Here is a 24,226-nt window from a genome sequence, read left to right on the forward strand (position 1 = left end):
TTACTGCCCTCCCTGCATTAGTTTATCCTTAATTGCACCTACATACGTTCGTGTAATATATTCCTTGTTGCCGGATTGAAAATACACACAGAGATTGCCATTAAAGGAGGCCTCAAATTTTTCAATCCGGTGAATATTCCCGATAACAGATTTTGAAAAGCGCATAAAACCATGGGGGATTAAGAATTCTTCCACTTCATACAGCTTCATTTTCACTTCAAAACGCCAGTTTTTAGACACAGCATATATTTTTCTTTTTTCGGCATGAATAAAATCAATTTCCCTTGGCGCTAGAAGTACAGTTTGATCTTCATCCATGCCAAATAAGCGCTGCTGCTTGGTCTTTTTAACGATATTCACGATCTCCTCCAGTTCCTTTGTCCATTCCTTTGCCTGGATGGTGATCTGCGTTTCTTCATGACTCTCATCGATATCGATGTTTATTTTCATGCTCATCCCCCCTAAGCGCGCCCCAATCCCTTGTCTATTTTACAGCCCGTTTTAGAAAATATGGGTAACGAATGATGGCGATAATAAAAGCAGCCAATCCAATGGCGAATAATATCCCCAATGTTTGGAAAAGCTCCGACACCTGAGTAGTTCCTGCCATGGCATCCTGAAAAGACTGATGTGCCCAATACTGAGGCAGGAAGCGGCCAATTGTTTGCATAAAACTCGGCATCATGTCAAATGGAATCCATAATCCGCTTAACATCGCACCGCCTAGAGCGATTATTTGGGTGAAAGCGATTCCCATATTTTCTGTATGGACAGTAAGAGCCATGGCCAATCCGATTGCTGTAACTGTAAACGTAATGAACAATGACAACATCAACAGAACCAGTGGCTCTTCTAATGAAACATCATACACTAACTTTCCAAATAAGAATAACACTACAATCTGAATCAACACAATATACATGAAAGGGAGCCACTTCCCTAGCAAATAATAATAGCTTTTGATTGGTGTGCTTGCAAGTCTAGCTGTCATCCCCTTATCCCTGTCTTTAATAAATATCTGCACCATCGAAATCATAATAAAAAATACAAACATAACCACATATCCCGGGACTATGGATTGGATCACTTCCTGCTTTGTTGCGTTGTCGGCACCTGCTGTAAAGATGGAAATAAATAAAATGGTAAACAGAATCGGCAGAATCAGCATCCAAAAAACGAGCCCTTTGTCTTGTAAATGTTTCTTTAATTCTACTTTCATAATTGCATTCATTGTAACACCTCCCCATTTAGTCTCTCAAGTTACTGCCGGTTAATCTGAAAAAGACATCCTCCAATCGCGGGCGAACAAGCTCCAGCCGTTCTACCTCTATGCTATTCTGTCTGCAGTATGAAATAATTTGTTCCATTGCCTGCAGCGGTTCCTCGGTATAAAGTAAAAAGACATCCTTTTCTAGTGAAACCATCCCGTATGATTTCAGTTCTTCCACAGAGATATTACTCCCTTTAACACAAATGGAAGACACGGCATATTGTTGAAGCAATTCACTTGTCGTGCCATTTTCGACCATCTCTCCACGATCCAGAAAAGCGACATAGTCACAGAGCCTTTCTACCTCCTCCATATAATGGCTGGCATAAACCACCGTCTTTCCGGCCTTTTTCAATTCCTCAATCATTTGAAAAATATAGTTTCGTGATTGAGGATCAATACCAACTGTTGGTTCATCCATGATGATCAGTTCCGGATTATGCATCAGCGCACAGCCAATATTCAATCTACGCTTCATACCTCCTGAAAAGGTAAATACTTTATCTTTTCCCCTATCTTGAAGACCAATCAGCGTCAATACCTCATTTATACGCTCTTTCAACTGACTTCCTTTTAAACCATACAGATTGCCAAACAGCTGTAAATTGCTGATTGCTGAGATATCCTCCTCCAAAATGATATCCTGTGGGACATAACCTAATTTCTGCTTTGATTTGTCGGATAGTTTTTTTTCGTTAAATGTAATATCTCCTGTGTAGTCACGAATAATTGATGTAATCATCTTAATCAATGTGGATTTTCCTGCTCCGTTAGGACCGACCAGACCATAACAAATCCCTTTTGGAATAGTAATGGATACATCTTTTAAAGCTTTTGTCTTGCCATAATGCTTTGTTACATGATGGATCGTTAGCATTCTCATCAGCTCCTTTCACATATATTATGGCAAAGAAACGGGAAGCTGCCGTAACAAATGGTATAACATGCAGGATTTTATGTGTGAAAAGCTGAAAATCCTGCATAAAAAAAGAGTGAAGCCCGATTGGCTCCACCCTGTTTTAGCTTGTATTAATCACCCACATACTGCCCCTCAAAATGATCAAGCATTGCACGGACTTCATCTGTTGACGCTGTATTCATCAATTGATTCCTTAATCCGCCTGCACCGCGAAATCCGCGGACATATATCTTAAAAAAGCGGTGCAGCGCCTTGAACGAACGTGGCTCTATTTCGGAATAATGATCAAAGAAATCCAGATGAGATCTTAACAGACCAAGCAGCTCCTGACTGCCATGTTCTTTTGGTTCTTTTTCAAAGGCAAAAGGGTTGGAAAAAATACCTCGTCCAATCATCACACCGTCCACACCGTATTGATGAACGAGCTGCAAACCGGTTTGACGATCTGGAATATCTCCATTAATCGTTAACAATGTATCTGGTGCAACCTGATCACGAAGCTGCTTAATTTCCGGTATCAGCTCCCAATGGGCATCTACCTTGCTCATTTCTTCTCTGGTACGCAAATGAATCGACAGATTCGCAATATCTTGTTTCAAGACATGTGTCAGCCATTCGCGCCATTCACTCAACTCTGTGTAACCAAGCCTTGTCTTCACACTTACAGGCAGTTCTCCGGCTTTGGCTGCTTGAATTAACTCTGCCGCAACTTCTGGACGGCGGATCAGGCCAGACCCCTTTCCATTCTGTGCCACGTTAGGCACAGGACAGCCCATATTTATATCCACACCTTTAAATCCTTGTTTGGCCATCCCAATACTCATTTGCCGAATATACTCCGGCTTGTCTCCCCATATATGGGCTACCATTGGTTGTTCATCCTCTGTAAAAATCAAACGGCCGCGTACACTATGATGTCCCTCTGGATGACAATAACTTTCCGAGTTGGCAAACTCCGTAAAAAAAACGTCAGGACGAGCGGCTTTACTCACTACATGACGAAAAACAACATCTGTTACATCCTCCATTGGTGCCAGCACAAAAAACGGCCGTGGTAAATCACGCCAAAAATTATCTTTCATCTTACTTTTTCAATCCTCTCATCTATGGATAGCAGGCAAAAGCCTGATCATAAAATTTAAAAACAGGTATTCCTTTTTCTTTGCGTATTCAACTTCAATACTTCCGCTCCAATTAGGGAATTATATCTTGAACGATTTTGCTAAATGTAAGCTCATCTGCTTCATGACAAGGAGTTCATCTTTCTCTTTCCTCATTTTTCCCATACAGAGATGAAATAACTTCCTCCCGTTGATTACGACGTCTCTTCATCATTTTATTGTGACAATACTTGTAACGTTTTGTTGCGATTCAATTTATTAACTTTATTTCATTTATGAGAAACATATGCCTGTTTAAAGCTTTCCATTTATTTTGCACATTCCCAGCTTCTACACACAAGCCTATTTGTATCCTTTTGCTTCCTAAATAGGAAGATTAATTTTTATTATAACAAAATAAGTGCATTTCTTAAATTAACTCTTTAATGAAAAAAAGTTCAATTGATATTACCCCCTTTATTGTTTAAGAATATAATATATAAGGTAATGATTCCATTAATCAAAAAGATTAATATAAGACTATATATTATAAAAGTAATATCGGGTGCGAACAAGCTGATACTTTTCCACGGAGTATTCAAAGAGAACACAAAAATCGGGATTAAACCAATTGCTAACAACAGTGAAAGTACTCCAACAGAGCTATAAAATATTTTATGTCTAATTAATTTTCTTTTCCATTTAACTAAATGTATACCTGCTAGAATGGCTAGCAGTAATGTAATACCTAATAAAATCCATTGTATGCTGTTATTGTGTGCTGGCAATTCATCTGGATTATCTCCATGTATAATCGCTCGAATCCCTTCCATTATATAAGAGATTTGCTGATCTTCTGTAGTATGATATTTATTTGTTAGAAGTACTGCTGCTGTATTTTCTTCTTGTATAAAGAACATTTCAGATCGAAAATCAGGCGTTGCTCCTCCGTGAAAAGGAAAATGTTCCGTCTTGGAAAAATGCCATCCCAATCCATATTTCCCCGTTTCTTCTGGAGGTGTTTTTAACCATTCAAGATACTGATTAGACAACAAGTCTCCACCGTATAACATAAACTTCAGAAATTTCATTAAATCATTTGCAGTTGATACTATATAGCCATATGGTGCCCCTCCACTATCATATAAACCATCACTTACCACAGGGTTACCAAACCATGACTCAAACCCAGGTACATATCCTTTTTCACTAGCTGTTTCATAATCAGCAGCAGTATGATGCATTCCAAGAGGAGCGAAAATCTCAGTATGCAGGAATTCCGAAAAGGATTGATTTGTCACCTTTTCAATGACAGCTCCTAACAATAAATAATTTGCAGAGTTATATTCATACACTTCACCAGGAGCATTTGAAAGCTTCACTCCACTTAATTGCTTCACTGCTTCTGTAATTGCTTTCTCATCTGTTGTCTGATTATCCGTAACCTTTAGTCCTTCAAACTGACTGATACCACTTGTTTGTTCTAATAGATTTAACACAGTTATTTCCTGTGAGCTATTAGTTTGATAAATAAACGATGGAATATAACGATCGATGGGGTCATGAAGGTTTATTTCACCATCTTCAACTAATATCATAATGGCTAGTGCGGTAAAGGGTTTACTCAATGAACCAATCAGAAATGGGGTATCTTCCTTCACAACTGAATCATCACTCATCATTCCCCATTGTTGAAGATGAACAGTATCTTCGTTTTCCAAAATTGCCAAAGATGCCCCAGGAATTTTATATCTTTCCAGGGATTCCTCCACATATTTTTCTATTTGTTGCATGGTATTATCCTTTTGAGCAAAAGCAGAGGATGGCATCATAAAAAATATTACTATTATTAAGAAGATAAGCACTCTTTTCATTTGTCTCTCCCCTTACATTATAATTATTATTTATGATCTAATATAGCTTTCTAGAAATTCATGCAACACTTTATAAGATGAATGGAGATTAAAATCGCTATCCATTAATTTCTGGTAAGCTAATCCATCAAAACAGGCTAGCAACACACTTGCAATCGCTGCAGCCTTCTCTTTATCATCTATATAGTTCTGTAATGGACGTGCAATACTTTCTCTGCCATCTGCTAAAATCTTCGCTACTTCCTGATTAAAGACCTCCCTTTTTAAACCTAACGAATATAATTCGTACCTCCAGCGATACCAATCAGGGTCTTTTTCTACTCTGGATTCAATTTCGGATAGAACTTTCATTGGATCTTTATTTTGACCTTCATATTGACTGTGGTATTGTTTTTGAATGGATTCTTGCACAGAAAATAAAAGTTCTTCCTTACTATTGAAATAATAATGAACTAGTCCAGGTGTGATATCAGCTTCATTAGCAATATCTTTTATGGAAGCATTACTATATCCTTTTTCACTAAAAACTTTATAGGCAGCATCCATTAATCTTTGACGTTTATCGTTCTTACTCATACTATCTCCCCCTTTTTAGTTGGTTAACCAACCAAATATTAAACTTAATATTACAAAAAGTCAATATCCAAGATCAGCCTCAAGAAGAGATGTCAGGTAAGTATGACAACTCATTGCCATAAATAAAGGGCGCTATCTTCGTCTTCGAAAATTTGCACCCTTTGTTTATAATTCATTTGATTATAATCCATCTTTATGACATTAAGTTTTCACTTTCTGTATCAATTAGAAAAGTGACACCAAATTTATCTGTTAAACTCCCATAAGCAGCACTAAATGAAGTTTCTTGGAATGGCATCTTCACTTTCCCTTCTTTTTTTAGCGCTTCAAAAAATCTTTTTGACTGTGCGGCGTCTTTCGTGGAAATACAAATCGTGACCTGATTGCCTTGTTCAACAGGTAAAACACTCGGACTATCCGAGATCAGTAACACCGATTCTCCAATCTTTAATTTTGCATGTGCGACTTTATTTTTTAAATCTTCAGAGGGTAGATCTGGTACTTCAGCATACGTGATATTTGTCACAACTTTAGCCTCTAATGCTTGTTCATAAAACTGAATAGCTTCTTTCGCATTTCCATCCATCATTAAATAAGGGGTAACTTTTACTGTCATTCTTTTTTCCTCCTTTTGCTTGAATTCCTCTATACTACCACGTTTATCTCATTGTCATTTCTTCTCAATTGCTGTATTAATAAACGTATCTATATCTGCCTCCATTGCTCAAGAAAGCCGCTTATTCTTTTTGATAATATATCACTCGAAATATTTGTGATCACCTTCACAAACGGGGCATATTCTAGCCATACTTAACCAAGTTTTATCTACTATACTAAAAATATAAACATTGATCAACATTTCACAATAAGGAGGGAATCACATATGAAAAATGTTTTTATTTTGGGAGGAACAGGATTACTTGGCTATCACACTGTTCAAGAATTGCTGAAACGAGAATACGTTGTATCTACTGTTGCACTGCCACCTCTGCCTGCACCAGAACTGTTACCATCAGAGGTAGAGTGTCATCTTGGAAATATCAATGAAATGGACGATAGCGACATTTTAGATATGTTAGCTGGGAAAAACATGTTTATATATGCTGCTGGCGCGGATGAACAGATGGTTCCAGAAATACCTGCAACTCGTTTTTTCTATGAAGCAAATGTCATTCCAACACAGCGGTTAGCCCGCCTTGCCAGAATGGCTGGGATAAAAAAATTCATTATTTACGGTTCTTACTTTGCACATTTTGCCGAAAAGTGGCCAGATCTTCATTTAAAGAGAGAGGCCTATCCGCGAACCAGATTATTGCAAGAAGAAATAGGAGCTATGGAAGGGGAAGGTCAAATGGATGTCATGTCTCTTCGTCTCCCATATATTTTTGGAACCATGCCTGGACGCACACCACTGTGGTCCAGGCTTCTTCCGCAAATCCAAGGAAAAGAATTTGATCCAGTACTTGGCGGTGGAACAGCTATGGTCACTGTGCAGCAAGTAGCTGAAGCAACTATTGGGGCTTTGAAATATGGAAAACATGGCGAGTCCTATCCGATTTCTGATACCAATATGAAGCACAAAGACTTTTTCCAAATGATTGCCGATCTACTTGATCAAAAGGATACCGTTATCCAAATAGTTCCACTTGAACAAATGAAACCAGCTATGGAACAATACGATGCGCAAGCTGCAGCAGAAGGAAAAGAACACGGTATCCATCTGGCCGTTACTACCGAAATTCAAAATCGCGATGCCTACCTTGATTCAAAGAATACCATGCCACTCTTAAAATATGGTAAGGCAGATATTCATCGGGCGATTATCGAGACAATTAAACGGTGTATAGAGGATATGAAGTAAATAATATTAGAGTTGTTTCCCGTCCTTATTTTAAGGACGGTTTTCTTTATTAGGCCTAGGCGACTTCCAGCCGCAGAGCAAATCAGCCGGGTTTCGATTCAATCTTTACTACTTTTCCAAGCCGTATATGCGATTGTAAAAACGGCAGCAAACAGAAACACTAACCACCCAGGATGCCAGACATCCCAAATAAAACCGATTGCCAGAAAAATAACAGTTGCCAATGGCCAAATTACCGCATGAATCCAGCCATGTCTGCTCGATTTCTCATATTGTTCATATTCCTTTACATATTCTTCATTGTTGGTCACTAATCGTTCGCTCTCCATTGCCGATCCTGCAATAATGAACAAGTACACAGCAAATGCCCATATCAACGGCATTAGCGCTAGGAGGGGATCTCTGTCTGCATGACCTGTGTCGTTAGTCAAAAAAGGTATCCCAAAACTTAATATAATAGTCACAATTCCGGTGACAATTAATATTCCATACCTTTTACGATTGGCCAAGCTTTTCTGTCTAAAATCTTGAATAAACGAATCATCAAAAATTAATGGCTGTGTTTCAAGTTCCTTGTACGCTTTTACGCTTAAGCCTTGCCACACCAAGATGGCCACTCCAACAGCAACAACCATCATAAACAATACATAGCTAAACGCTTCTTGAAAATACATAGGTAATACAATCGAGACTATAAGTATAGCCACCCCAGCTGCGATTTTTTTTGCGCCCTGCTTCTTATTTAACAGATAGGCTTCCACAACTTCCTGACTGGCATAGTAGCCTTCCTCAGTCGTTCCTTGTTCTCCAAAGGGCTGATCTTCATCCTTTAATAGGTAATCGAGTGAAACCTGGAATAGCCTGCTCATTTTCACTAGTTTCTCAGTTTCTGGAAAGCCTTGGCCATTCTCCCATTTACTTACCGCTTGTCTGGAGACTTGAAGCTTTTCGGCAAATTCCTCTTGGGACCATCCTTTTTGTGCTCTTAGTTTTTTTAGCTTTTGATAAAATTCCATTTTCCTCACCTCATCCTTATTGTAAACCGACAGCGGTTATCATTCTACCTCTCAGAGGTTGCAACCTTGCCATTTTACGGTTGCATCTTCTCTTTTTTTGCGTAGCATCGCGGTTTTTCTCGTTGCAATCACTATTTAGTGAGTTTTGCATGAGGCTAAATTAATATTTGTGAAAAAATGAAAAATAAAACCAAATAAAAGCAATTCTGATTCATGACAATACCTCTATAAAGATAGACAATCCCAATTGTATTTTAAGATAATATCCATAACCACGTTTTCTCCTCTCACACATCACAGCAAAGGCCTCTTAGAGAAAACCTTTGCCGCGACATCACGATCGATTGCGATTTTCCACTTGGTGAATCCAGTTTAAATCTGCTTCTAAACGCAAAAGAGAACCGTTGATCAGTAAATACTTACTCTCATCACCTTGCAGTAGAATTTCTGTTTTTAACTTCGTTAGATCCATAACATCTTTCATGATCATCGCCTTTTGCTGATCCAGCATTTTCTGTTCTTGTTCAAAACCAATTGTACGAGAACAGCTCCATTTAAAATGAAAATCATCTTTTGCAGAATGATAAGGGACTGGTTCTAGCAGCCAGATTTCTAACTCCTTTTTACCTTCTGTAGTGATTTCATAAAACTTTCTGTCTTGATCATCTGTCCCTGCAGCTAAGACAAATTGATCACGGATCAGGCGATCGAGAGTAGTATAAATTTGACCAGGATTAATTTTCCCTTTAATGCCTAGAAGCGATTCCAGCTCTAACTTTAATTCATAGCCATGATTTTTTTGCCGGTATAACAAAGTTAATATTCCATACTTAACTGACATAGTTGCTCAACCTTCTTTGAGTGATGATATATTACTTATTTTACTTGCTGTCGCACTAGAAATCCAGGCGGCCAACAAACTCAAAGACACACCAGCAACCAATGCTACGATATTATTCCCCAACGGTAATTGAAAAGATATAAATCCTTCCAGAAACTCAGATTTACTACTGAAATAAAGTAAAAGCGCTCCTGCTGCTACACCGCCTAGAACTCCTGACAAGCCAATCAGCAGCCCCTCTCCAATAATCATCTTCCTTACTTGCTGTTTCGTAAAACCAAGTGCCCGCATTGTCCCTATCTCAGCTGTGCGCTCTAGCGTATTCATTAATAAAGTATTTGCTGTACCAACACTAGCCAGGCCAATAATAAAAACTAACATAACGAGAACTAACTCGTTCATACCAGATAATGCAGATGTAGTAGAGGCAATTTCATCTTCGATCATTTCAACCTTTGCCAAATGGCTGCTAAAATCCTGCCATAGCTGATTGCGTAATGATTCAGCCTGATAGCCATCATGTAAAGTCAACAGCATAGTAAAGCTATTCCCCCAACCAAATCCATAATGGAAATAATCCTCATCCATAAACGCGGTATAGCCTGAATAATTCGATGTATTCACCACATCAATCACTTCCAGTTGTTGTTCCCCTGAAGGTGTATTAATAGAAATGAGTTCTCCCACATTTCCGCCCCATTCCGTAAAAGCCCTTTCACCTAGAAGAATAGAACCTTCCTTGGTTAATTTATCATATAATATTTCCCTCTCAGCATGATCAAATAATTTAGGCCCTTCTTTATTCACAGCGAAAACGGAAAATTGCCTCTCCTCTCCATCCATGTTTTCCCATGTGATTGGTGCAGCCTCTGTTAATAGCTCCACATTTTCAACAGACTGATAAGACAGCAGTCTGGCCTGGTCCTGATCAGACCAAGGTGTTTCTGAAGTAACTCTTAAATCACCGCCATACGTGCTTCTGATGTCCTTTTCATAACCTTCAGGGGCAGTTTCTATAACAGCACTCAGCAACAATATCACAGCTATACCAACTGCAAGGATAGCAGCTGTATTGGCATTTCGATTTAATTGTTGGGTAAGATTTTGTGCTGCCAAGCTGCCAGAATAACCGAAACATATCCTCCATATAGGCTTACATATCTGTTTCAGACCTAATAACAAGAATGGGAACAACAGAACAACACTTGCCAAAATGGCTACATAAGAGACAGGATGATCGATAAATAGGAACAGGAACAAGCCTATTCCCAGAACGACCCTAAACTGGTATTGCTTTTTGGATGAGTCCGACTGATTGGTCATTTTTAATGCCAACAACACAGAGGTTTTCCCTGCTGTGTAAATAGGAAATAAAGAAAAGATAATTGGAAATATAATCCCTATTATGACAGCCATTAATACAGGCACTTTCCAATTTAATGTGTAAACCACATCAAACTCAAACACACCAAGGAATGTTTGCATAAACATATCTCCAAGCCAAACTCCTAACGGCACTCCAATAGCTGTACCTATAAACGCCAAAAGCATTACTTCCATCAGAATAAGTCTAGAAACAGAGCGTTGCAAATAACCAAGACTTTTCATTATCGCAAATTCCTTTTTTCTCTCCATAACGCTTGTATAAATCAGATTAAAAACAATGAATCCGCTGATAAGCATGGATAATCCAGCAATAAGGTAAAAGAAGGTATACATTCCCCCAATGTCGTTGCTTTGTCGATCATCCGCGACAACTGGCTGTATATATACATGTGAATCACGAAACTCTTTCTGAAGAGATGGAAATAAATTCTCTCCAGCTTTATTGGTTTGAAATCTTAGATAGGAAACCTCGTTATCCATTTCCGTCCATTCTCTTAACAAATCAAGTGGAGCAATAACACGGAAACTGGTTGACTCCGCACCTTCCCAATCACTCGGACTTGCAAGTAACTGCGTATATTCCACAATAGCGGAAACCTCAGCTTCTCCCAAATTGGTAAACCTAATCGTATCTCCTACCTTTTTATTTAATAGGTTAGCAACAGTGTCTGGTATCACCAACCCTTCATTATCTAAACTTCCCTCCACCACTGGCAGTTTCAGCAAAGAACTAGTCTGATCATTCACACCTGTAATTCGTACAGATCGTTGCTGAGGCGAATGATTACCCTCCAGCTCAAAAAACGCCTGTTTATCTAAAGCAAATAATGTTTCCATTACAGCTGAACTAGCTAATACAGAAGAAACATCATCCTCTGAATAAGTGTGTTCATCACTTAGCACCCAATAATCCGCATCCGCTACATACATTTGTTCATAATAATCAAACACGTCATTTGTTGTTTTGTCTGCAATCAGCATAGATGTGACAAACGATATACCTAGAATAATTCCCAATATAGAAATAAAACATCGCTTTTTGTTTTGTGTTATGTTACGCCATGAAATTCGCCAAATATTTAGCATAGTCTTCATCCTTTCTAGAAGCCTCCTGATCAATAACTCCATCTTTAAAAAGAATGATTCGATCTGCGAAACCAGCCGCAAAAATATCATGTGTTACCATGATGATTGTCTGATTTTTTTCTCGATTGAACCTTGAGATTAGCCCCAGAATTTCTTCAGCTCTATTTCTATCTAAATTCCCTGTTGGTTCGTCAGCTAATAAAACGGAAGGACTATTGACAAGTGCTCTAGCTATAGCTACTCGTTGTTGTTGACCGCCACTCAGCAGATTAACACGTTTTTGGCCAAAGTCTTTTAACCCGACAGAATCAAGTAACTTTAAAATGGTTTGATTCTTTTCTTTCGTTAAACTGCCATCTGCATGAAGTGGGAATGCTATGTTTTCTTCTACCGTTAATGTAGGAAGGAGCTGATAATTTTGAAAAATAAACCCTATGTATTTTCTGCGAAATATGGTTCGTTCTTTTTCCGACATGATACTTAATTTGTTCTGATTTATTACTATGTCTCCTTCTGTAGGTATGTCAAGACCGCCTAGAAGCTGGAGCAATGTACTTTTACCAGACCCACTTGGCCCCATTACAGCTACAAATTCTCCCTCTTCCACGGTCAAGTCAACACCTTTTAACACATGAGTTCTTTCCTGTCCTTGGATAAATTCCTTATTTAAACCTCTAACCTTAATCATATTTACTCCTCCACAACTATATACTAAGTATATATAATATTAAGGTATTCCCTTAAAAAAGTCTATAAATTTAGGTTTAAACCAAAGATGAAACAGGTAAATTTTAAAAAATCATGTACAAATCACACATACTAAGTATGCATTATTTATACATGATTTTAATAGTTAGAATTGTATATTTTAGAAAAAGATATCAAATAATAGATGTTCTAATGTGAAATACCACCACGATTTCCTGATACGTCCTTGGATCTTCTCGATCTTGAGAAAGACAACCATTTAGAATCTTGATCATCCTTCAATCAACGCTATATCCTTTTAATTTGGCAGATTTAACTGCCACGATACACCGTAACGATCATTCAGCCAGCCGAATTTCTTATTGAAACGTAGTCACCTAATGGCATCAGAGCTTGTCCATCTGTCATAAACTTCTCATAACAGTTGATCGATTTCCGTTTTAGAATCACAAGTGATATAGATGGAAAATGCAGGGTAAAGGAAAACTGATGTTTTATATTATTGTCAATACATATAAATTCTTGTCCTTTGAAGGAGAAATTTTTTCTGTTGCCTGTCTTTTTGTCACTGCCACATTTCCACTCTCCCCCGAACTTCCTCTAATACTTCCTCCGGCATTTCTCTGACTTTAACGTCCTCTCCCAGAAAAAGCAGCCAATTGATCATTTCATTTACTGCTTCTTTATTATTCACATCAACAAATGTTTTGAGAATAGCCATAGTTTGATAAGGATTCGTATAAGAAATCGAGACAGTTAACGGATGATATTTTTTGAACTGGGCTATTGCCTTTGGACCAAGATCAAGGATAAGATTGATCGCTTCTTTTTGCTGGCCCTGTTTTTCTAAAATTTTTTTCTTACTCATTCTTTTTTTAGCAAGATAAGGCCTCACATCCGTCAGATAATCTACAGGAATAATCTGCGTCTTTTCCTCTGTCAAATGGAACCCTTCAATCAGCCAATAGCTTTTTTCCCGATAAAGGTGCAGAAGGTAAATCGGATAAGACTTTATTTCCTCTGCTTCCTGTACAGTAACCCATAAATAGCTGTCCAAAAGCAGGTTTTGGATAAGCTGTTCCAGGATAGGATGTGGCAGGTCAGACAGATCAAGCAGGTCTGGGTTGTGAGGATTAGTCCCTTCAAAAAGCAGAATTTGATTTAAAAGTACCAGATCATCCTGTTGATTTTCAGAGATAAGTCCAAGTAATTTTTCTGCTAAAGATTGTCTGCTTGTTAAATAAGGCAGCTGCTGATTCCTGGTGGCCATAAAGGCAATAAAAAGGGCTTTAATTTCATTATCTGTGAACCGAACGGCAGGCAGTATCGAGTTATTCATAACAAAATAACCCCCATCCCTGCCAACTTCAGCAACAAGCGGCAGACCCATCGCTTCAATTTCTTTAATGTCTCTAATAGCTGTCGAACGCGAGATATTAAATTCCTGCATAATTTCCGAAATGGTGAAACGGGAACGATTGTTGATATATCGCATGATAATGTTAATTCGCTCAACTTTTTTCATAGAAGCCTCCTAAACAGTATCACTTTTTGACATGATTTAAGGGTAGTATAAACGTATCAAATGAAAAGATAAATCATTTGGTACAATTTCTAAAAAAGGAAGGTAATGAATATGGCAAATTATAGCTTGGAAGAGAAAGACAGCTTTGTTGTTTTAGGTTTTGGAACAGAACTTAAGAGTGATTATACAGGTTACGCCGGCATCAATAAAGAGAAAGCAGGTTTTTGGGAGCAAGTTCAACAGGATGGCAGACTTGACGCATTAAAATCTGTCGCAGCAAATGACTATATTTTCGCTGTGAATGAAGCAGTGAATAACAAGATGATGTATTATGCCGGTGTCATGACAGAAGAGATACTACCAGAAGCAACACGAGTGATCCAATTTCCTCAAGGGGAATACCTTGTTGTGAAAGGTGAAGGGGAAACTGCGAAAGCATTGCGTGAGACACTTACTGGTATCGCCTTTGGACAGGCCTTGCCAGAAGCAAAAGAAGTTGCATATGTCGGTGGACCAAATACGACAGTTGAAATGGGACAAAGAGATGGCTTAGTTTTTGGTGAAATGTGGATTCCAGTTGTGCGACAATAATACTGAAAGAAGAGCCTCATTTTGAAAAAGCTTCAACAAAATGGGGTTCTTCTCTGTGAAACACTATAAAATATTTGTTCAGCCACCAGCTGGATTTCGATAAGACGAGATTAATCTATGAACCCCATACACGATCTGCTATTGTCACTACATGTTGGAGCTTATTCCATTGTTCTTTTTCTGTTAAAACATTTCCTTCTTCCGTACTAGCAAATCCGCATTGAGGACTTAAAGCTAATTTATCAAGATCGACATATTTTGTAGCTTCATGAATTCTATCGACGATGGAATCTTGATCTTCTAACTTGCCCTTTTTAGAAGAGATAAGACCTAGTGTAATGATTTGATTTTCTTTTGTTGCATATTTTAGCGGTTCGAAATCACCACTGCGTTCATCATCATATTCTACCATTAGGTAATCATAATCCAACTGACCAAACAAGACTTCAGCAATTGGTCCATAGCTTCCTTCCGTTAAATGTTCCGATTTATAATTTCCACGGCAAATATGAACGTATGTCTTCATATCTTCGGGAGCAGCAGCTAATATTTCATTGGTTGCATACTTGAATAATCGTAATGCTAGCTCTCTATCGATTCCCTTCACTTCTAATAAACCAAAATCCGAAAAGAATGAATTCCAAGCTGTATCATCAAAATGCAGATGTCTGCAGCCCGCTTCATATAACTTCGGTATTAATTCTTTATACATTTTTATAATATCGTCAAAAACCGCTTCCTCATTTGCGTAGAGTTCCCGCTCGGTTTCCGTTACATCTCGATAAGTAATCAGGTTCGGACTAGGAATGGTCAGCTTCACTTCCACTCCATACTTCTTAGCAATTTCGTTCGTTGCTTTGAATTCTTCTATAAAGCGGTGCTCACCCAAGTTTATTTTTCCTGTAATGGAGAAGTTAATAGCATCTGTTTCTACATTGTTATGGAATACTAAAGGTCTGCTTTCCACCCTATCAATCCCTTCACACGCAGTGAAAAAGTCCAAATAGTACCACGCACGCCTAAACTCACCGTCTGTTACTACGTCAAGCCCTAATTCAGCCTGTTTGGCAATAATTTTTTCAATTTCGATATTTTCAATGTTTGTTAATTCTGCATCGGTGATCTCTCCAGCCGCATGTCTTGCTCGTGCGTCCTTTAGCGACTGTGTTCTAAGAAGGCTGCCTACATGATCTGCTCGTATTGGTAAATGGTTTGTCATCTATATTCTCCTTTATTCAAGTAAAAGAACGGCTAACATTCTATGATTGGTGTCCATTCTATTGAATTAATGTAAGTTACGTCTACCTTTAAAATTAATATAACTCAATAACTCATTAAACTGCAATCATTTCAAAAAATTATTTTACTTTTGCAATAACTTATCCATCACATAGCTCTTTATTCATCCTGATTGAAAATAAATCTCCCCTTAAACAAGACATATCCAAGAAGAGAAACTTTTGCACTTTTATTTAACATACACAAAATCCGATTAGAAACATGTTACTGACATGTATTTCTTAACTACGTTTTTTATAACTGCGCTCTGTTGGAAAATGAATATCTGTCTATCTATCTACATAACGGACAAGAAATTTCACAAGCTTCTCATGGACATGATTAGAGTCATGTCCAAGCCATATTAAATGTCCCCATGAATCAAGTAAACACAATTGAGAGTCAGAAATTTGCTGATCAGCATAACAGGCATGTTGCAATGGAACTGCGCTATCATTTTTACTGTGCATGATGAGAGTCGGACAAGAAATGACCTGCAAGTGCTTGGCAGTGATATCTTTCGTTTGTGATAAATCTATTAAAAATCCATGTCCTGATCGCTGACGATTATTCATTCGGCGGATTTCATCCATATCATTATCTGACATTTTGCTTTTTATTTCCTCATATGAAAGGTTACTAAAGGAAGGTGCCATCTGTTTAAACATAAACTTCGGAAAACCATTACTTATGTTTGAAACCAGTTTCCATGTGATTTTTTCCATAAATGGACGGAATACAACCTGAGCTATTTTGTATAAGTTATCTTTAGGCGTATGCCACTCATTTGTTACAGCACTTTGTAATGTTAATGTTTTGACCCTTTCCGGATAATGAGAAGCAAAATAAAGCCCGCTGGGGCCGCCAGCTGATACAGCAAGAAGATGTACCTTTCCAATTTCCAAATAATCCAATAACTTCACATAGTACTCACAAGCCTTGGACAAACTTTCTCCAATGGCCTTTGATGTTCTTCCATACCCTGCCCTTGAAGGTGTAATAATCTTAAAGCCACCAGTGATTAATGGGCGGTATCCAAATTCCTCATAACAATTGGAATGCCCACCATGCAGGACCAGAATTGGAATATCCCCTTCTCCTGTGACGGAATATTCAATGGTTCGCCCATCTACAGTGTACATTCCAATTTTTCTTTTCATTACCTTCTCCCCTTTAATAAACAGCAATTGATATAACGACATTATATGATATCATCCACATGATTGAGGAACTGTTCTTCTGAAAGGACTTGTACCCCGTTTCTTAACAATAAAGCCGCTGTAACTCCATTTCCAGCAATTTTTGTTCCTGAAAATTCGCCATTATATATCATTGTACTTCCACAGGATGGACTGTTTTCTTTAAGGACAACTACTTTAGCGTTAGCTTCCATCACTTTTTTTAAGGTAATGCGTGCTCCTTTTAGATATTGGTCTGTGACATCTTCACCTGATTTTCCGATTACTTTAGCCTTCCCATCTAACACATCTCCTCCGTCACCGCCCACTATTTCGGCCGGCTCTCTAGGAGTTGAAAAACCACCAAGCAATTCTGGACATACAGGCATTGCTTTCTTCGCTTTAATTAGTTGGCTGATCTTATGGTCTAAACAATCCGTCCCATCATATCTCACCTTTAATCCTGCTAAACAAGAACTTACTAGTATCAATGCTTCTCCCCCTTGTCTAGTGACATCACACATTCCTTGCTGACATAGCCAGTACATTACGCGCTTCGCAAATAATCTTTAGTACACACATTAATAATTACAGGCAGGTTGTAAAAATACTATTTCTATTGGATAACATAAGGCAGCAGATAGTCCTTCATATACCATAAAGGCCTTGAAGTCTCATCTTTCATACTGCCTGTCAAAACAGTAACCAATTGATAGTCGGGTGCAACAATAATATACTGCCCTTCCAGTCCAGAGGCAAAGAAAATCCTGCCTATTTGATTGTCATATGTTAGATTCCACCAGTGATAAGCGTAGGAAGTACTCTCATCAACGTTAACCTTAGGACTTGTCGATTCCTCCACCCATTGGGAGGATACAATTTGTTTGGTTTTCCATCGCCCTTTGTCTAAATATAGCGTACCGATTTTTGACATATCCACAGTTGTCAGCGTTAACCCGAACCCGCCAATAGTTATATCTTGTCCATCGCAGTTCCACTTATAATTTGTAATACCAAGCGGTGTGAATAAATACTTCTCGGCAAACGCTTCTGTATGTAATCCAGTAGCTTTTTGTAAAATCGCACTTAACAAATGAGAAGAACCGCAGCTGTAGACCATTTCTTTTCCAGGAGGTTGATCAATGGGTTGACTGAGCACGAAATCGACCCAATTTTTGCTGGGTATCATATCGTTATTACCCGGCCATTGTAACCCTGACGTCATGGTTAGCAGGTGCTTAATGGTGATCTTCTGTTTCCCTGTGTCTCTGCTTAATGCTGGAAAATAGTTGCTTAGCGGTATGTTGATATGTTCAATGTATCCCTTTGTCTATTGCTATACCAATCAATATAGATAAAATACTTTTTGTAACAGAATATGTTTTGTGCTGCTTTTCCTTCATTTTTTGATTTCGGTAATATTCTACTATCACGGTATGATTGCTCATAATAAGGGTGCTATCCACTTTATCTTTTTTTTAGCTTCTTTTTAAAATTGTCTAGTGTTTTCATTTGTCTGGAAGCCCCCTTATTTTTTCAGTTCATAACCTGCTATAATTTTTTTCCGGTAATCACCTTTCTTACAATTTTCCTCATTTTCATCTTTCATCAAGCAAATAACAATTTTTTCAATTATATGGTCATTTAACTTCATACTAAGGGTAATGTCTTCCTAGTGCAACTGTTAATAAACGGAACAGCCTTATTTTAAATTCTGGCCGTTATAGTTTTAGAAAAAAATGTACGGAACCATGATTATTTTCCTCTCACATACTGTGCTGTAACGGATTGTCCTTCTTGGATCAGTTGCAGAGGCGTTCCTGCAAACATAATTTGTCCGCCTTTATGTCCTCCATCAGGGCCAAGATCGATAATCCAGTCTGCTTGTTTTATCACATCTAGGTTGTGCTCAACCACAATAACAGAACTTCCATTGTCCACTAGATGGTTTAAGATGTGCAGCAGGTTGTCAATGTCCGACATATGCAAACCTGTAGTCGGTTCATCCAAAATATAGACTTGCCCCTTGTGCTGTAACTCATCGGCCAGTTTAATCCGCTGGCATTCTCCTCCTGAAAGAGTGCTTAGCGGCTGTCCTAGTGTTAGATAGTCTAATCCTACCTCACATAGAGCTTGCAAAGGAGAAGAAATGTCGTCATTGAGAAAATGAAACGCCTCAGATACAGTCATGTCTAATACATCTGAGATAGATTTTCCATTTAGCTTATATTGAAGCACATCCTCTCTGAATCGTTTTCCACGGCAGGTTTTACAAGTAGTTCTCGTCTCCTCAAGAAACGCAAGATCTGTATAAGTAACCCCATTTCCCTGACATTCCGGGCAAGCACCTTTTGAATTAAAACTAAAAAGTGATTTACTTACCTGATTGGCATGTGAAAAAGCATCGCGAACATCATCCATTATGCCGATATATGTCGCAGGGTTAGAGCGAATCGAGGTACCTACAGGCTTTTGGTCAATAACAATCGCCTCTGGATGCTGTGCTGCAAACTCATTAAAAATTAATGTGCTTTTTCCTGCCCCTGCCACACCGGTAATTACCGTCAACACACCAGTTGGAATAGAAGCAGTTAGGTTCTTTAGATTGTGTGCGGAAGCTTCAACAATAGGAAAGTACCCGCTGGGTTTGCGAGTGTTTATTTTTATCGACTGTTCCATCCGCATATATCTCCCAGTCAGTGTATCTGTATCATATAATCCTGAAACACTGCCTTGATAAACAATTTCTCCTCCATCTGTTCCTGCCTGCGGGCCAACATCGACAATATGATCAGCAATGTTTATCACATCTCGATCATGTTCTACTACAATCAACGTGTTTCCTTTGTCCCGAAGTTTTTCCAGCATCTGATTAAGTCTGTGTACATCCCGGGGATGCAATCCAATACTTGGTTCATCGAAAATATAAAGCATATCCGTCAAGCTGCTGTTGAGATGTCGTATCATTTTCACACGCTGTGATTCACCACCCGATAACGAGGATGTTGTTCGGTTCAGTGTAAGATAATCAAGACCCATATCAGTAAGTGTCTGTAACCGGCCTAACACATTGGAAGTAATTGGTTTTGCTATTGGTTCCTTTATCGTTTCGATTATCCTTGTCAATTGTCCTATTTCCATAGCAGCAAACGCAGCAATATTATAACCGTCGATTTTGCAATTTAATACTTCTTGATTTAACCGCGTACCATTACATGCTGTGCAATGTGCTATCGTAATAAATTTTTTAACGTTATTTGATAATTGATGGAGCTCTTTTTTTAAGTACATACGTCTGAACCGGTCTACCACACCTTCAAAATACTTGACGGGTTCATTTGTTAAGGGCAGGACTATTTTTTTCTCTTTTCCATATAGTAACGTTTGCCACTCTGTGTTCGTGTAATCCATTAACCTTTTATCTGGATCAAATAGACCTGATACTAAATGTTTCTGCCAATACCAAGTCCCTACGGAGAACGTAGAAAACAAAACGGCCCCTTCATGAAGTGATTTTGTTCGATCGAATAACTTCTCTATATTGGGCTGAACCTTCTGTCCAATTCCATGACATTCTGGACACATCCCCTTAGGGTTGTTAAAGGAGAAGATATCAGATTCACCAATGAAAGGTTTTCCAATACGTGAGAATAATAAGCGCAGCAATGAATAGATATCTGTAACTGTACCAAGTGTGGAACGTGAGTTGCTGGCCAAACGTTTTTGGTCAATCACGACCGCAGGAGACAGATTTTCAATAGATAGTGCGTTTGGCTGACTATACTTCGGTAATCGGTTTTGAATATATGTGGTATACGTCTGATTTAACTGACGCTGCGCTTCTTTACTGATGGTATCAAAGACTATTGATGACTTCCCTGATCCTGATACTCCTGTAAATATAGTGATTTTCCGCTTTGGAATTTGCAGTGAAACTGCCTTTAGATTATTTTCGTTTACTTCACGTAAGATGATATGAGTATGTTCATTCATCTTCTGCTCAACCTCCTATATAACGGATAATAGCACTGGCATACATGTGCTATTATTACTATACATAACTATTCTTGACATCTTGTGTCTTATTTTATTAAATAGTTATAATAAATCGATGAAAAGGGTGAGGTTGATGCGAGGAGACCGGCTTGTATCTATACTGTTATTATTACAATCCCACGGGCAAATGACTGCAAAAGAATTAGCAGAAAAGCTGGAGGTTTCCGAACGAACTATTTATCGAGATATGGAGGCCTTAAGCGGAACCGGTATTCCGGTTTTAGCGGAACGTGGGAAAAACGGCGGCTGGTCATTACTAGAGGATTATCGAACTAATCTAACAGGTTTAAAGGAGTCCGAAATCCGGACGCTGTTTATTCATCCTTCTACACAATTATTGGATGATTTAGGCTTGACCCGTACATCTGAGGAAGCCAGAAATAAACTAATCGCTTCCCTTCCCGCTGTCTACCGTGACAATGCACAAAATGTTTGGAATCGAATCCATGTCGATATGAGTACATGGCGTCAGCGTAAAGAGAAAATGGTCTCCTTTGAGGTGCTCAAGGAAGCGATTTGGAACGAAAATAAATTAAAAATTGTCTATGAACGTTTGGACGGAAAAACAAATGAACGCATAGTCAAACCACTTGGACTTGTGGCCAAGGGAAGCCATTGGTACTTTATTGCTTCCAAAGAGAATGACGAGATTCGAAATTACCGGGCCTCACGGATATGGTCTGCCGTTCCAATAGAGGAAACGTTTGAAAGACCTAAGGGTTTCAACCTCGCTCAGTATTGGGATTCGTCGACCAAAGCATTTATAAAAAATTTACCTCGATATGAAGTGTCAGTGGAAGTATCGCCATCTATCCTAACTCGGCTAAAATTTGCCGGACGGTTTGTGCAAATTATTGATATGGAAAATAAGGAGCAAGACAGCTGGATCACTGTCAGACTTTCATTTGAAACGGAAGACGAAGCGAAGGGATATATCCTGGGATTCGCCGATCAAATAAAAGTAATCGAGCCGATAGAATTACGCCAGAACATCCTTGAAATGGCTAAAGCCACGGTAACGTTTTACAGCAAACAAACGTAATATTTGTTGTTCCTAATTCCATGCAGAAAATAGGTAATTACTTTTGCTGAATAAGTGTCTTGCACCGATTGATTATCCATGGCAATAGAGCATCCGTACCTTGATTAGCGGTACTCCAATAAAGTTCCTGGAGTCCGCAATGCAGCTGGTAACATAAAAGCCGCTCTGAAGCATAATTGGTATTACCCCTTAGTTGCAACTCTTCCCTTACGTGTGTCATATGATCTTCGTTCCAAAAAAGAAGGGTAGCCAGTTCATATAACGGATCGCCAAAAAGTGCTAAATCCCAGTCAATTACTGCTGTGATACTGCTTTTATCTGTTAACACATTGTAAGAACCAAAATCACCATGAATTAAGGTGCGCGTCTCCGGACAATACTTGTTTAAATTTGCCATACAAGTAAACATTTTTTCTATCGTATGCCTATCTAACTGATTATGAACACGATTCCAATCGTAATACGCAGAATCCCAGATACTTTGAAGAAAGGCATTCCAACTTGAAAAGGCTCCCTCCCCTTTTGAATTAAATCTTCCAAATCCACTCGTTCCTGTTAAATCAGCATTTGCGATTGCTCCAACCACATCAACCACAGATTTAGTAATTTGCGGGAGTTCCTCCACCTCCAGATCTTGAATTCTGATGCCATCAGCCTTTCTGGCAATACAAAATGCCTTACCATTTTTCATATAATCCACTTCGACAACCTCTGGAATCGGAAGTGACTCACTGCGAAACATCTGACTAACATACGCATCTTTTTTAAAGCCATCGATAGCTGTATTGATTCGAATGACATAGTTGTTTTTATCAAATCTGAACCCGAATGCTTGAGAAGACAGCCCCTCCGTCAGCTGACAAAAATCAGAAATAGTTCCCCAGCGTTTTTCTAAGAAAGCTTTGACTCTATCTTTAGGAATGGTTGTTTTCATTTACCAACACCTCCTCTCTTTTTATCGCAGTGTAGCTGGCTGTATGACTCCCACTTCAAGAAATCACGTCATGTCTAAGCAGGAGATCCAACAGCCAGTAACTGACCGGTTGATTCAACTAACGTTCCTTGGAACGACGTTTCACTTTATTGACATGGTTGAGCCCATATTAAATATAAAAAACCTGCCAAGTAACGCTCTTCTCTCACAAGCTTTAGATCAGATTTTTTTACAATATCAGAGATATTTCTATTCTGGTGACACCCTACCACTTTTACTGACAAAGGATCGACGAATTTTTGCACTCCAGCCCAAAATTTGCTTGTGCTAATACCATGCTCCAATAGCAGTATTTTCCCTTCTGGCTTACACCACTTTTGAAAGTTGTTTAGGACAGCGACAGGCTGTTGATAGGCACATAGACTAGTAGAAGATATAATTGTGTCGAAACTGTTCTCTGCAAATTCCATCGTTTCGACATCTTGTTGGATCAGTGTTGTTGAAAAAGGGTAATCCTTTGCCGCATGCTGTGCTGTTTTCAACATTTCGCTGCTAAAATCCACCCCTGTCAATTCAATATTGCTATTGTAGCAGGGAAAATTAAGCCCAGAACCAATAGCAACTTCCAACACCTTTCCTTCGGCTTCTGGAAAAATACGCTGACGAAATTTATATAGCTGGTCATTTTTCCGTCGTTTATCATATTTTTCTGCCTGTTTATCGAATTTTTTAATTAATGATTTGCGATCCATGTCATCCCCCGTTCCTTATTTATTTTAATAAAACCATGGATGAGTTCTTCCTGATTAGTTCAACAACTGATTTGAAACCATCCTGTTTCTTTTGGAAAATCGTTTCTGGTCAAATTCTGGCCAATAAGCATTTGACGATAACTCAACTTTCGCACACTGAAATAGACAAGTAACCCTTGATATAGTTAGGTAAACCTGCCACCCATTGCTGTACTTGATTTTTTATTAATTTT

Annotated in this window: 22 protein-coding genes and 1 pseudogene; 3 read left to right on the forward strand and 20 right to left on the reverse strand. The window is 38.6% G+C overall.

Features of this window, described 5'->3' with window-relative positions; genetic code table 11:
• From JOD18_RS04015 to JOD18_RS04045, 7 genes are all read right to left on the reverse strand, one after another.
• Entirely contained in the window at positions 1-450 is a 450-nt protein-coding gene (locus JOD18_RS04015; protein WP_204667645.1) for a LytTR family DNA-binding domain-containing protein, read from the reverse strand.
• 34 nt (positions 451-484) lie between these two features.
• Entirely contained in the window at positions 485-1,231 is a 747-nt protein-coding gene (locus tag JOD18_RS04020) for an ABC transporter permease (protein ID WP_204667646.1), read from the reverse strand.
• A gap of 16 nt (positions 1,232-1,247) precedes the next feature.
• Positions 1,248-2,147: an ABC transporter ATP-binding protein gene (locus tag JOD18_RS04025; protein WP_204667647.1), complete on the reverse strand. Its 900-nt coding sequence runs from the start codon at positions 2,145-2,147 to the stop codon at positions 1,248-1,250.
• 152 nt (positions 2,148-2,299) lie between these two features.
• On the reverse strand, positions 2,300-3,271 hold the full coding sequence (locus JOD18_RS04030; protein WP_204667648.1) for a tRNA dihydrouridine synthase: 972 nt from the start codon (positions 3,269-3,271) through the stop codon (positions 2,300-2,302).
• Between the two features lie 476 nt (positions 3,272-3,747).
• A complete protein-coding gene (locus JOD18_RS04035) occupies positions 3,748-5,163 on the reverse strand; it encodes a serine hydrolase domain-containing protein (RefSeq protein ID WP_204667649.1) in 1,416 nt (471 codons plus the stop codon).
• 30 nt (positions 5,164-5,193) lie between these two features.
• Positions 5,194-5,739 carry a TetR/AcrR family transcriptional regulator gene (locus JOD18_RS04040; protein ID WP_204667650.1) on the reverse strand — a complete coding sequence of 182 codons (546 nt, stop codon included), beginning with the start codon at positions 5,737-5,739 and terminating at the stop codon, positions 5,194-5,196.
• 193 nt (positions 5,740-5,932) lie between these two features.
• Positions 5,933-6,355 carry a VOC family protein gene (locus tag JOD18_RS04045; RefSeq protein ID WP_204667651.1) on the reverse strand — a complete coding sequence of 141 codons (423 nt, stop codon included), beginning with the start codon at positions 6,353-6,355 and terminating at the stop codon, positions 5,933-5,935.
• Between the two features lie 267 nt (positions 6,356-6,622).
• On the opposite strand from JOD18_RS04045, the gene JOD18_RS04050 reads away from it, so the two are divergent.
• Positions 6,623-7,600, forward strand: a complete 978-nt coding sequence (locus JOD18_RS04050) for an NAD-dependent epimerase/dehydratase family protein (protein ID WP_204667652.1) — start codon at positions 6,623-6,625, stop codon at positions 7,598-7,600.
• Positions 7,601-7,698: 98 nt separating this feature from the next.
• Here the strand turns inward: JOD18_RS04050 and JOD18_RS04055 are convergent, their stop codons facing one another.
• The 6 genes and pseudogenes from JOD18_RS04055 to JOD18_RS04080 all read right to left on the reverse strand — a co-directional run bounded on the left by JOD18_RS04055 (position 7,699) and on the right by JOD18_RS04080 (position 14,162).
• A complete protein-coding gene (locus JOD18_RS04055) occupies positions 7,699-8,616 on the reverse strand; it encodes a helix-turn-helix domain-containing protein (protein ID WP_204667653.1) in 918 nt (305 codons plus the stop codon).
• Positions 8,617-8,950: 334 nt separating this feature from the next.
• The gene (locus tag JOD18_RS04060) at positions 8,951-9,457 is read right to left on the reverse strand and encodes a PadR family transcriptional regulator (RefSeq protein ID WP_204667654.1); all 507 of its coding nucleotides are present in this window, start codon (positions 9,455-9,457) and stop codon (positions 8,951-8,953) included.
• Between the two features lie 6 nt (positions 9,458-9,463).
• Positions 9,464-11,929, reverse strand: coding sequence for an ABC transporter permease (locus JOD18_RS04065; protein WP_204667678.1), 2,466 nt, complete (start codon positions 11,927-11,929; stop codon positions 9,464-9,466).
• Positions 11,898-12,617 carry an ABC transporter ATP-binding protein gene (locus tag JOD18_RS04070; RefSeq protein ID WP_204667655.1) on the reverse strand — a complete coding sequence of 240 codons (720 nt, stop codon included), beginning with the start codon at positions 12,615-12,617 and terminating at the stop codon, positions 11,898-11,900. Before JOD18_RS04070 ends, JOD18_RS04065 begins: the two co-directional genes overlap by 32 nt.
• Positions 12,618-12,935: 318 nt before the next feature.
• Positions 12,936-13,177, reverse strand: a pseudogene (locus JOD18_RS04075) (VOC family protein); the annotation flags it as partial.
• Positions 13,178-13,202: 25 nt separating this feature from the next.
• Positions 13,203-14,162 carry a helix-turn-helix transcriptional regulator gene (locus JOD18_RS04080; RefSeq protein ID WP_204667656.1) on the reverse strand — a complete coding sequence of 320 codons (960 nt, stop codon included), beginning with the start codon at positions 14,160-14,162 and terminating at the stop codon, positions 13,203-13,205.
• A 111-nt stretch (positions 14,163-14,273) separates the two neighbouring features.
• On the opposite strand from JOD18_RS04080, the gene JOD18_RS04085 reads away from it, so the two are divergent.
• Positions 14,274-14,753 (forward strand): GyrI-like domain-containing protein, encoded by a 480-nt coding sequence (locus tag JOD18_RS04085; protein WP_204667657.1) that lies wholly within the window; start codon positions 14,274-14,276, stop codon positions 14,751-14,753.
• A gap of 115 nt (positions 14,754-14,868) precedes the next feature.
• On the opposite strand, the gene JOD18_RS04090 is transcribed toward JOD18_RS04085, so the two are convergent.
• The 5 genes from JOD18_RS04090 to JOD18_RS04110 all read right to left on the reverse strand — a co-directional run bounded on the left by JOD18_RS04090 (position 14,869) and on the right by JOD18_RS04110 (position 21,202).
• Positions 14,869-15,972, reverse strand: coding sequence for a 5-methyltetrahydropteroyltriglutamate--homocysteine S-methyltransferase (locus tag JOD18_RS04090; protein WP_204667658.1), 1,104 nt, complete (start codon positions 15,970-15,972; stop codon positions 14,869-14,871).
• 349 nt (positions 15,973-16,321) lie between these two features.
• Positions 16,322-17,191 carry an alpha/beta fold hydrolase gene (locus JOD18_RS04095; protein WP_204667659.1) on the reverse strand — a complete coding sequence of 290 codons (870 nt, stop codon included), beginning with the start codon at positions 17,189-17,191 and terminating at the stop codon, positions 16,322-16,324.
• A gap of 41 nt (positions 17,192-17,232) precedes the next feature.
• The gene (locus tag JOD18_RS04100) at positions 17,233-17,700 is read right to left on the reverse strand and encodes a 2-thiouracil desulfurase family protein (RefSeq protein WP_204667660.1); all 468 of its coding nucleotides are present in this window, start codon (positions 17,698-17,700) and stop codon (positions 17,233-17,235) included.
• A 125-nt stretch (positions 17,701-17,825) separates the two neighbouring features.
• Entirely contained in the window at positions 17,826-18,527 is a 702-nt protein-coding gene (locus JOD18_RS04105) for a serine hydrolase (protein WP_204667679.1), read from the reverse strand.
• A gap of 437 nt (positions 18,528-18,964) precedes the next feature.
• The gene (locus JOD18_RS04110) at positions 18,965-21,202 is read right to left on the reverse strand and encodes an ATP-binding cassette domain-containing protein (protein WP_204667661.1); all 2,238 of its coding nucleotides are present in this window, start codon (positions 21,200-21,202) and stop codon (positions 18,965-18,967) included.
• Positions 21,203-21,338: 136 nt separating this feature from the next.
• Here JOD18_RS04110 and JOD18_RS04115 point away from each other — a divergent pair, with 136 nt between their 5' ends.
• Entirely contained in the window at positions 21,339-22,307 is a 969-nt protein-coding gene (locus tag JOD18_RS04115) for a helix-turn-helix transcriptional regulator (RefSeq protein ID WP_204667662.1), read from the forward strand.
• Between the two features lie 37 nt (positions 22,308-22,344).
• Here JOD18_RS04115 and JOD18_RS04120 read toward each other — a convergent pair whose 3' ends face one another.
• Positions 22,345-23,241: a phosphotransferase family protein gene (locus JOD18_RS04120; protein ID WP_204667663.1), complete on the reverse strand. Its 897-nt coding sequence runs from the start codon at positions 23,239-23,241 to the stop codon at positions 22,345-22,347.
• 146 nt (positions 23,242-23,387) lie between these two features.
• Positions 23,388-23,993, reverse strand: coding sequence for a class I SAM-dependent methyltransferase (locus tag JOD18_RS04125; protein WP_204667664.1), 606 nt, complete (start codon positions 23,991-23,993; stop codon positions 23,388-23,390).
• Positions 23,994-24,226: the final 233 nt, after the last annotated feature.

The organism is Gracilibacillus alcaliphilus (assembly GCF_016909015.1).
Classification (GTDB): Bacteria; Bacillota; Bacilli; order Bacillales; family Amphibacillaceae; genus Gracilibacillus; species Gracilibacillus alcaliphilus.

Excerpts from the sequence above, each read along its gene's own strand:
- JOD18_RS04015 (WP_204667645.1), bottom strand. The coding sequence starts at position 450 with ATGAAAATAAACATCGATATCGATGAGAGTCATGAAGAAACGCAGATC.
- JOD18_RS04020 (WP_204667646.1), bottom strand. The coding sequence starts at position 1,231 with ATGAATGCAATTATGAAAGTAGAATTAAAGAAACATTTACAAGACAAA.
- JOD18_RS04025 (WP_204667647.1), bottom strand. The coding sequence starts at position 2,147 with ATGCTAACGATCCATCATGTAACAAAGCATTATGGCAAGACAAAAGCT.
- JOD18_RS04030 (WP_204667648.1), bottom strand. The coding sequence starts at position 3,271 with ATGAAAGATAATTTTTGGCGTGATTTACCACGGCCGTTTTTTGTGCTG.
- JOD18_RS04035 (WP_204667649.1), bottom strand. The coding sequence starts at position 5,163 with ATGAAAAGAGTGCTTATCTTCTTAATAATAGTAATATTTTTTATGATG.
- JOD18_RS04040 (WP_204667650.1), bottom strand. The coding sequence starts at position 5,739 with ATGAGTAAGAACGATAAACGTCAAAGATTAATGGATGCTGCCTATAAA.
- JOD18_RS04045 (WP_204667651.1), bottom strand. The coding sequence starts at position 6,355 with ATGACAGTAAAAGTTACCCCTTATTTAATGATGGATGGAAATGCGAAA.
- JOD18_RS04050 (WP_204667652.1), top strand. The coding sequence starts at position 6,623 with ATGAAAAATGTTTTTATTTTGGGAGGAACAGGATTACTTGGCTATCAC.
- JOD18_RS04055 (WP_204667653.1), bottom strand. The coding sequence starts at position 8,616 with ATGGAATTTTATCAAAAGCTAAAAAAACTAAGAGCACAAAAAGGATGG.
- JOD18_RS04060 (WP_204667654.1), bottom strand. The coding sequence starts at position 9,457 with ATGTCAGTTAAGTATGGAATATTAACTTTGTTATACCGGCAAAAAAAT.
- JOD18_RS04065 (WP_204667678.1), bottom strand. The coding sequence starts at position 11,929 with ATGCTAAATATTTGGCGAATTTCATGGCGTAACATAACACAAAACAAA.
- JOD18_RS04070 (WP_204667655.1), bottom strand. The coding sequence starts at position 12,617 with ATGATTAAGGTTAGAGGTTTAAATAAGGAATTTATCCAAGGACAGGAA.
- JOD18_RS04080 (WP_204667656.1), bottom strand. The coding sequence starts at position 14,162 with ATGAAAAAAGTTGAGCGAATTAACATTATCATGCGATATATCAACAAT.
- JOD18_RS04085 (WP_204667657.1), top strand. The coding sequence starts at position 14,274 with ATGGCAAATTATAGCTTGGAAGAGAAAGACAGCTTTGTTGTTTTAGGT.
- JOD18_RS04090 (WP_204667658.1), bottom strand. The coding sequence starts at position 15,972 with ATGACAAACCATTTACCAATACGAGCAGATCATGTAGGCAGCCTTCTT.
- JOD18_RS04095 (WP_204667659.1), bottom strand. The coding sequence starts at position 17,191 with ATGAAAAGAAAAATTGGAATGTACACTGTAGATGGGCGAACCATTGAA.
- JOD18_RS04110 (WP_204667661.1), bottom strand. The coding sequence starts at position 21,202 with ATGAATGAACATACTCATATCATCTTACGTGAAGTAAACGAAAATAAT.
- JOD18_RS04115 (WP_204667662.1), top strand. The coding sequence starts at position 21,339 with ATGCGAGGAGACCGGCTTGTATCTATACTGTTATTATTACAATCCCAC.
- JOD18_RS04120 (WP_204667663.1), bottom strand. The coding sequence starts at position 23,241 with ATGAAAACAACCATTCCTAAAGATAGAGTCAAAGCTTTCTTAGAAAAA.
- JOD18_RS04125 (WP_204667664.1), bottom strand. The coding sequence starts at position 23,993 with ATGGATCGCAAATCATTAATTAAAAAATTCGATAAACAGGCAGAAAAA.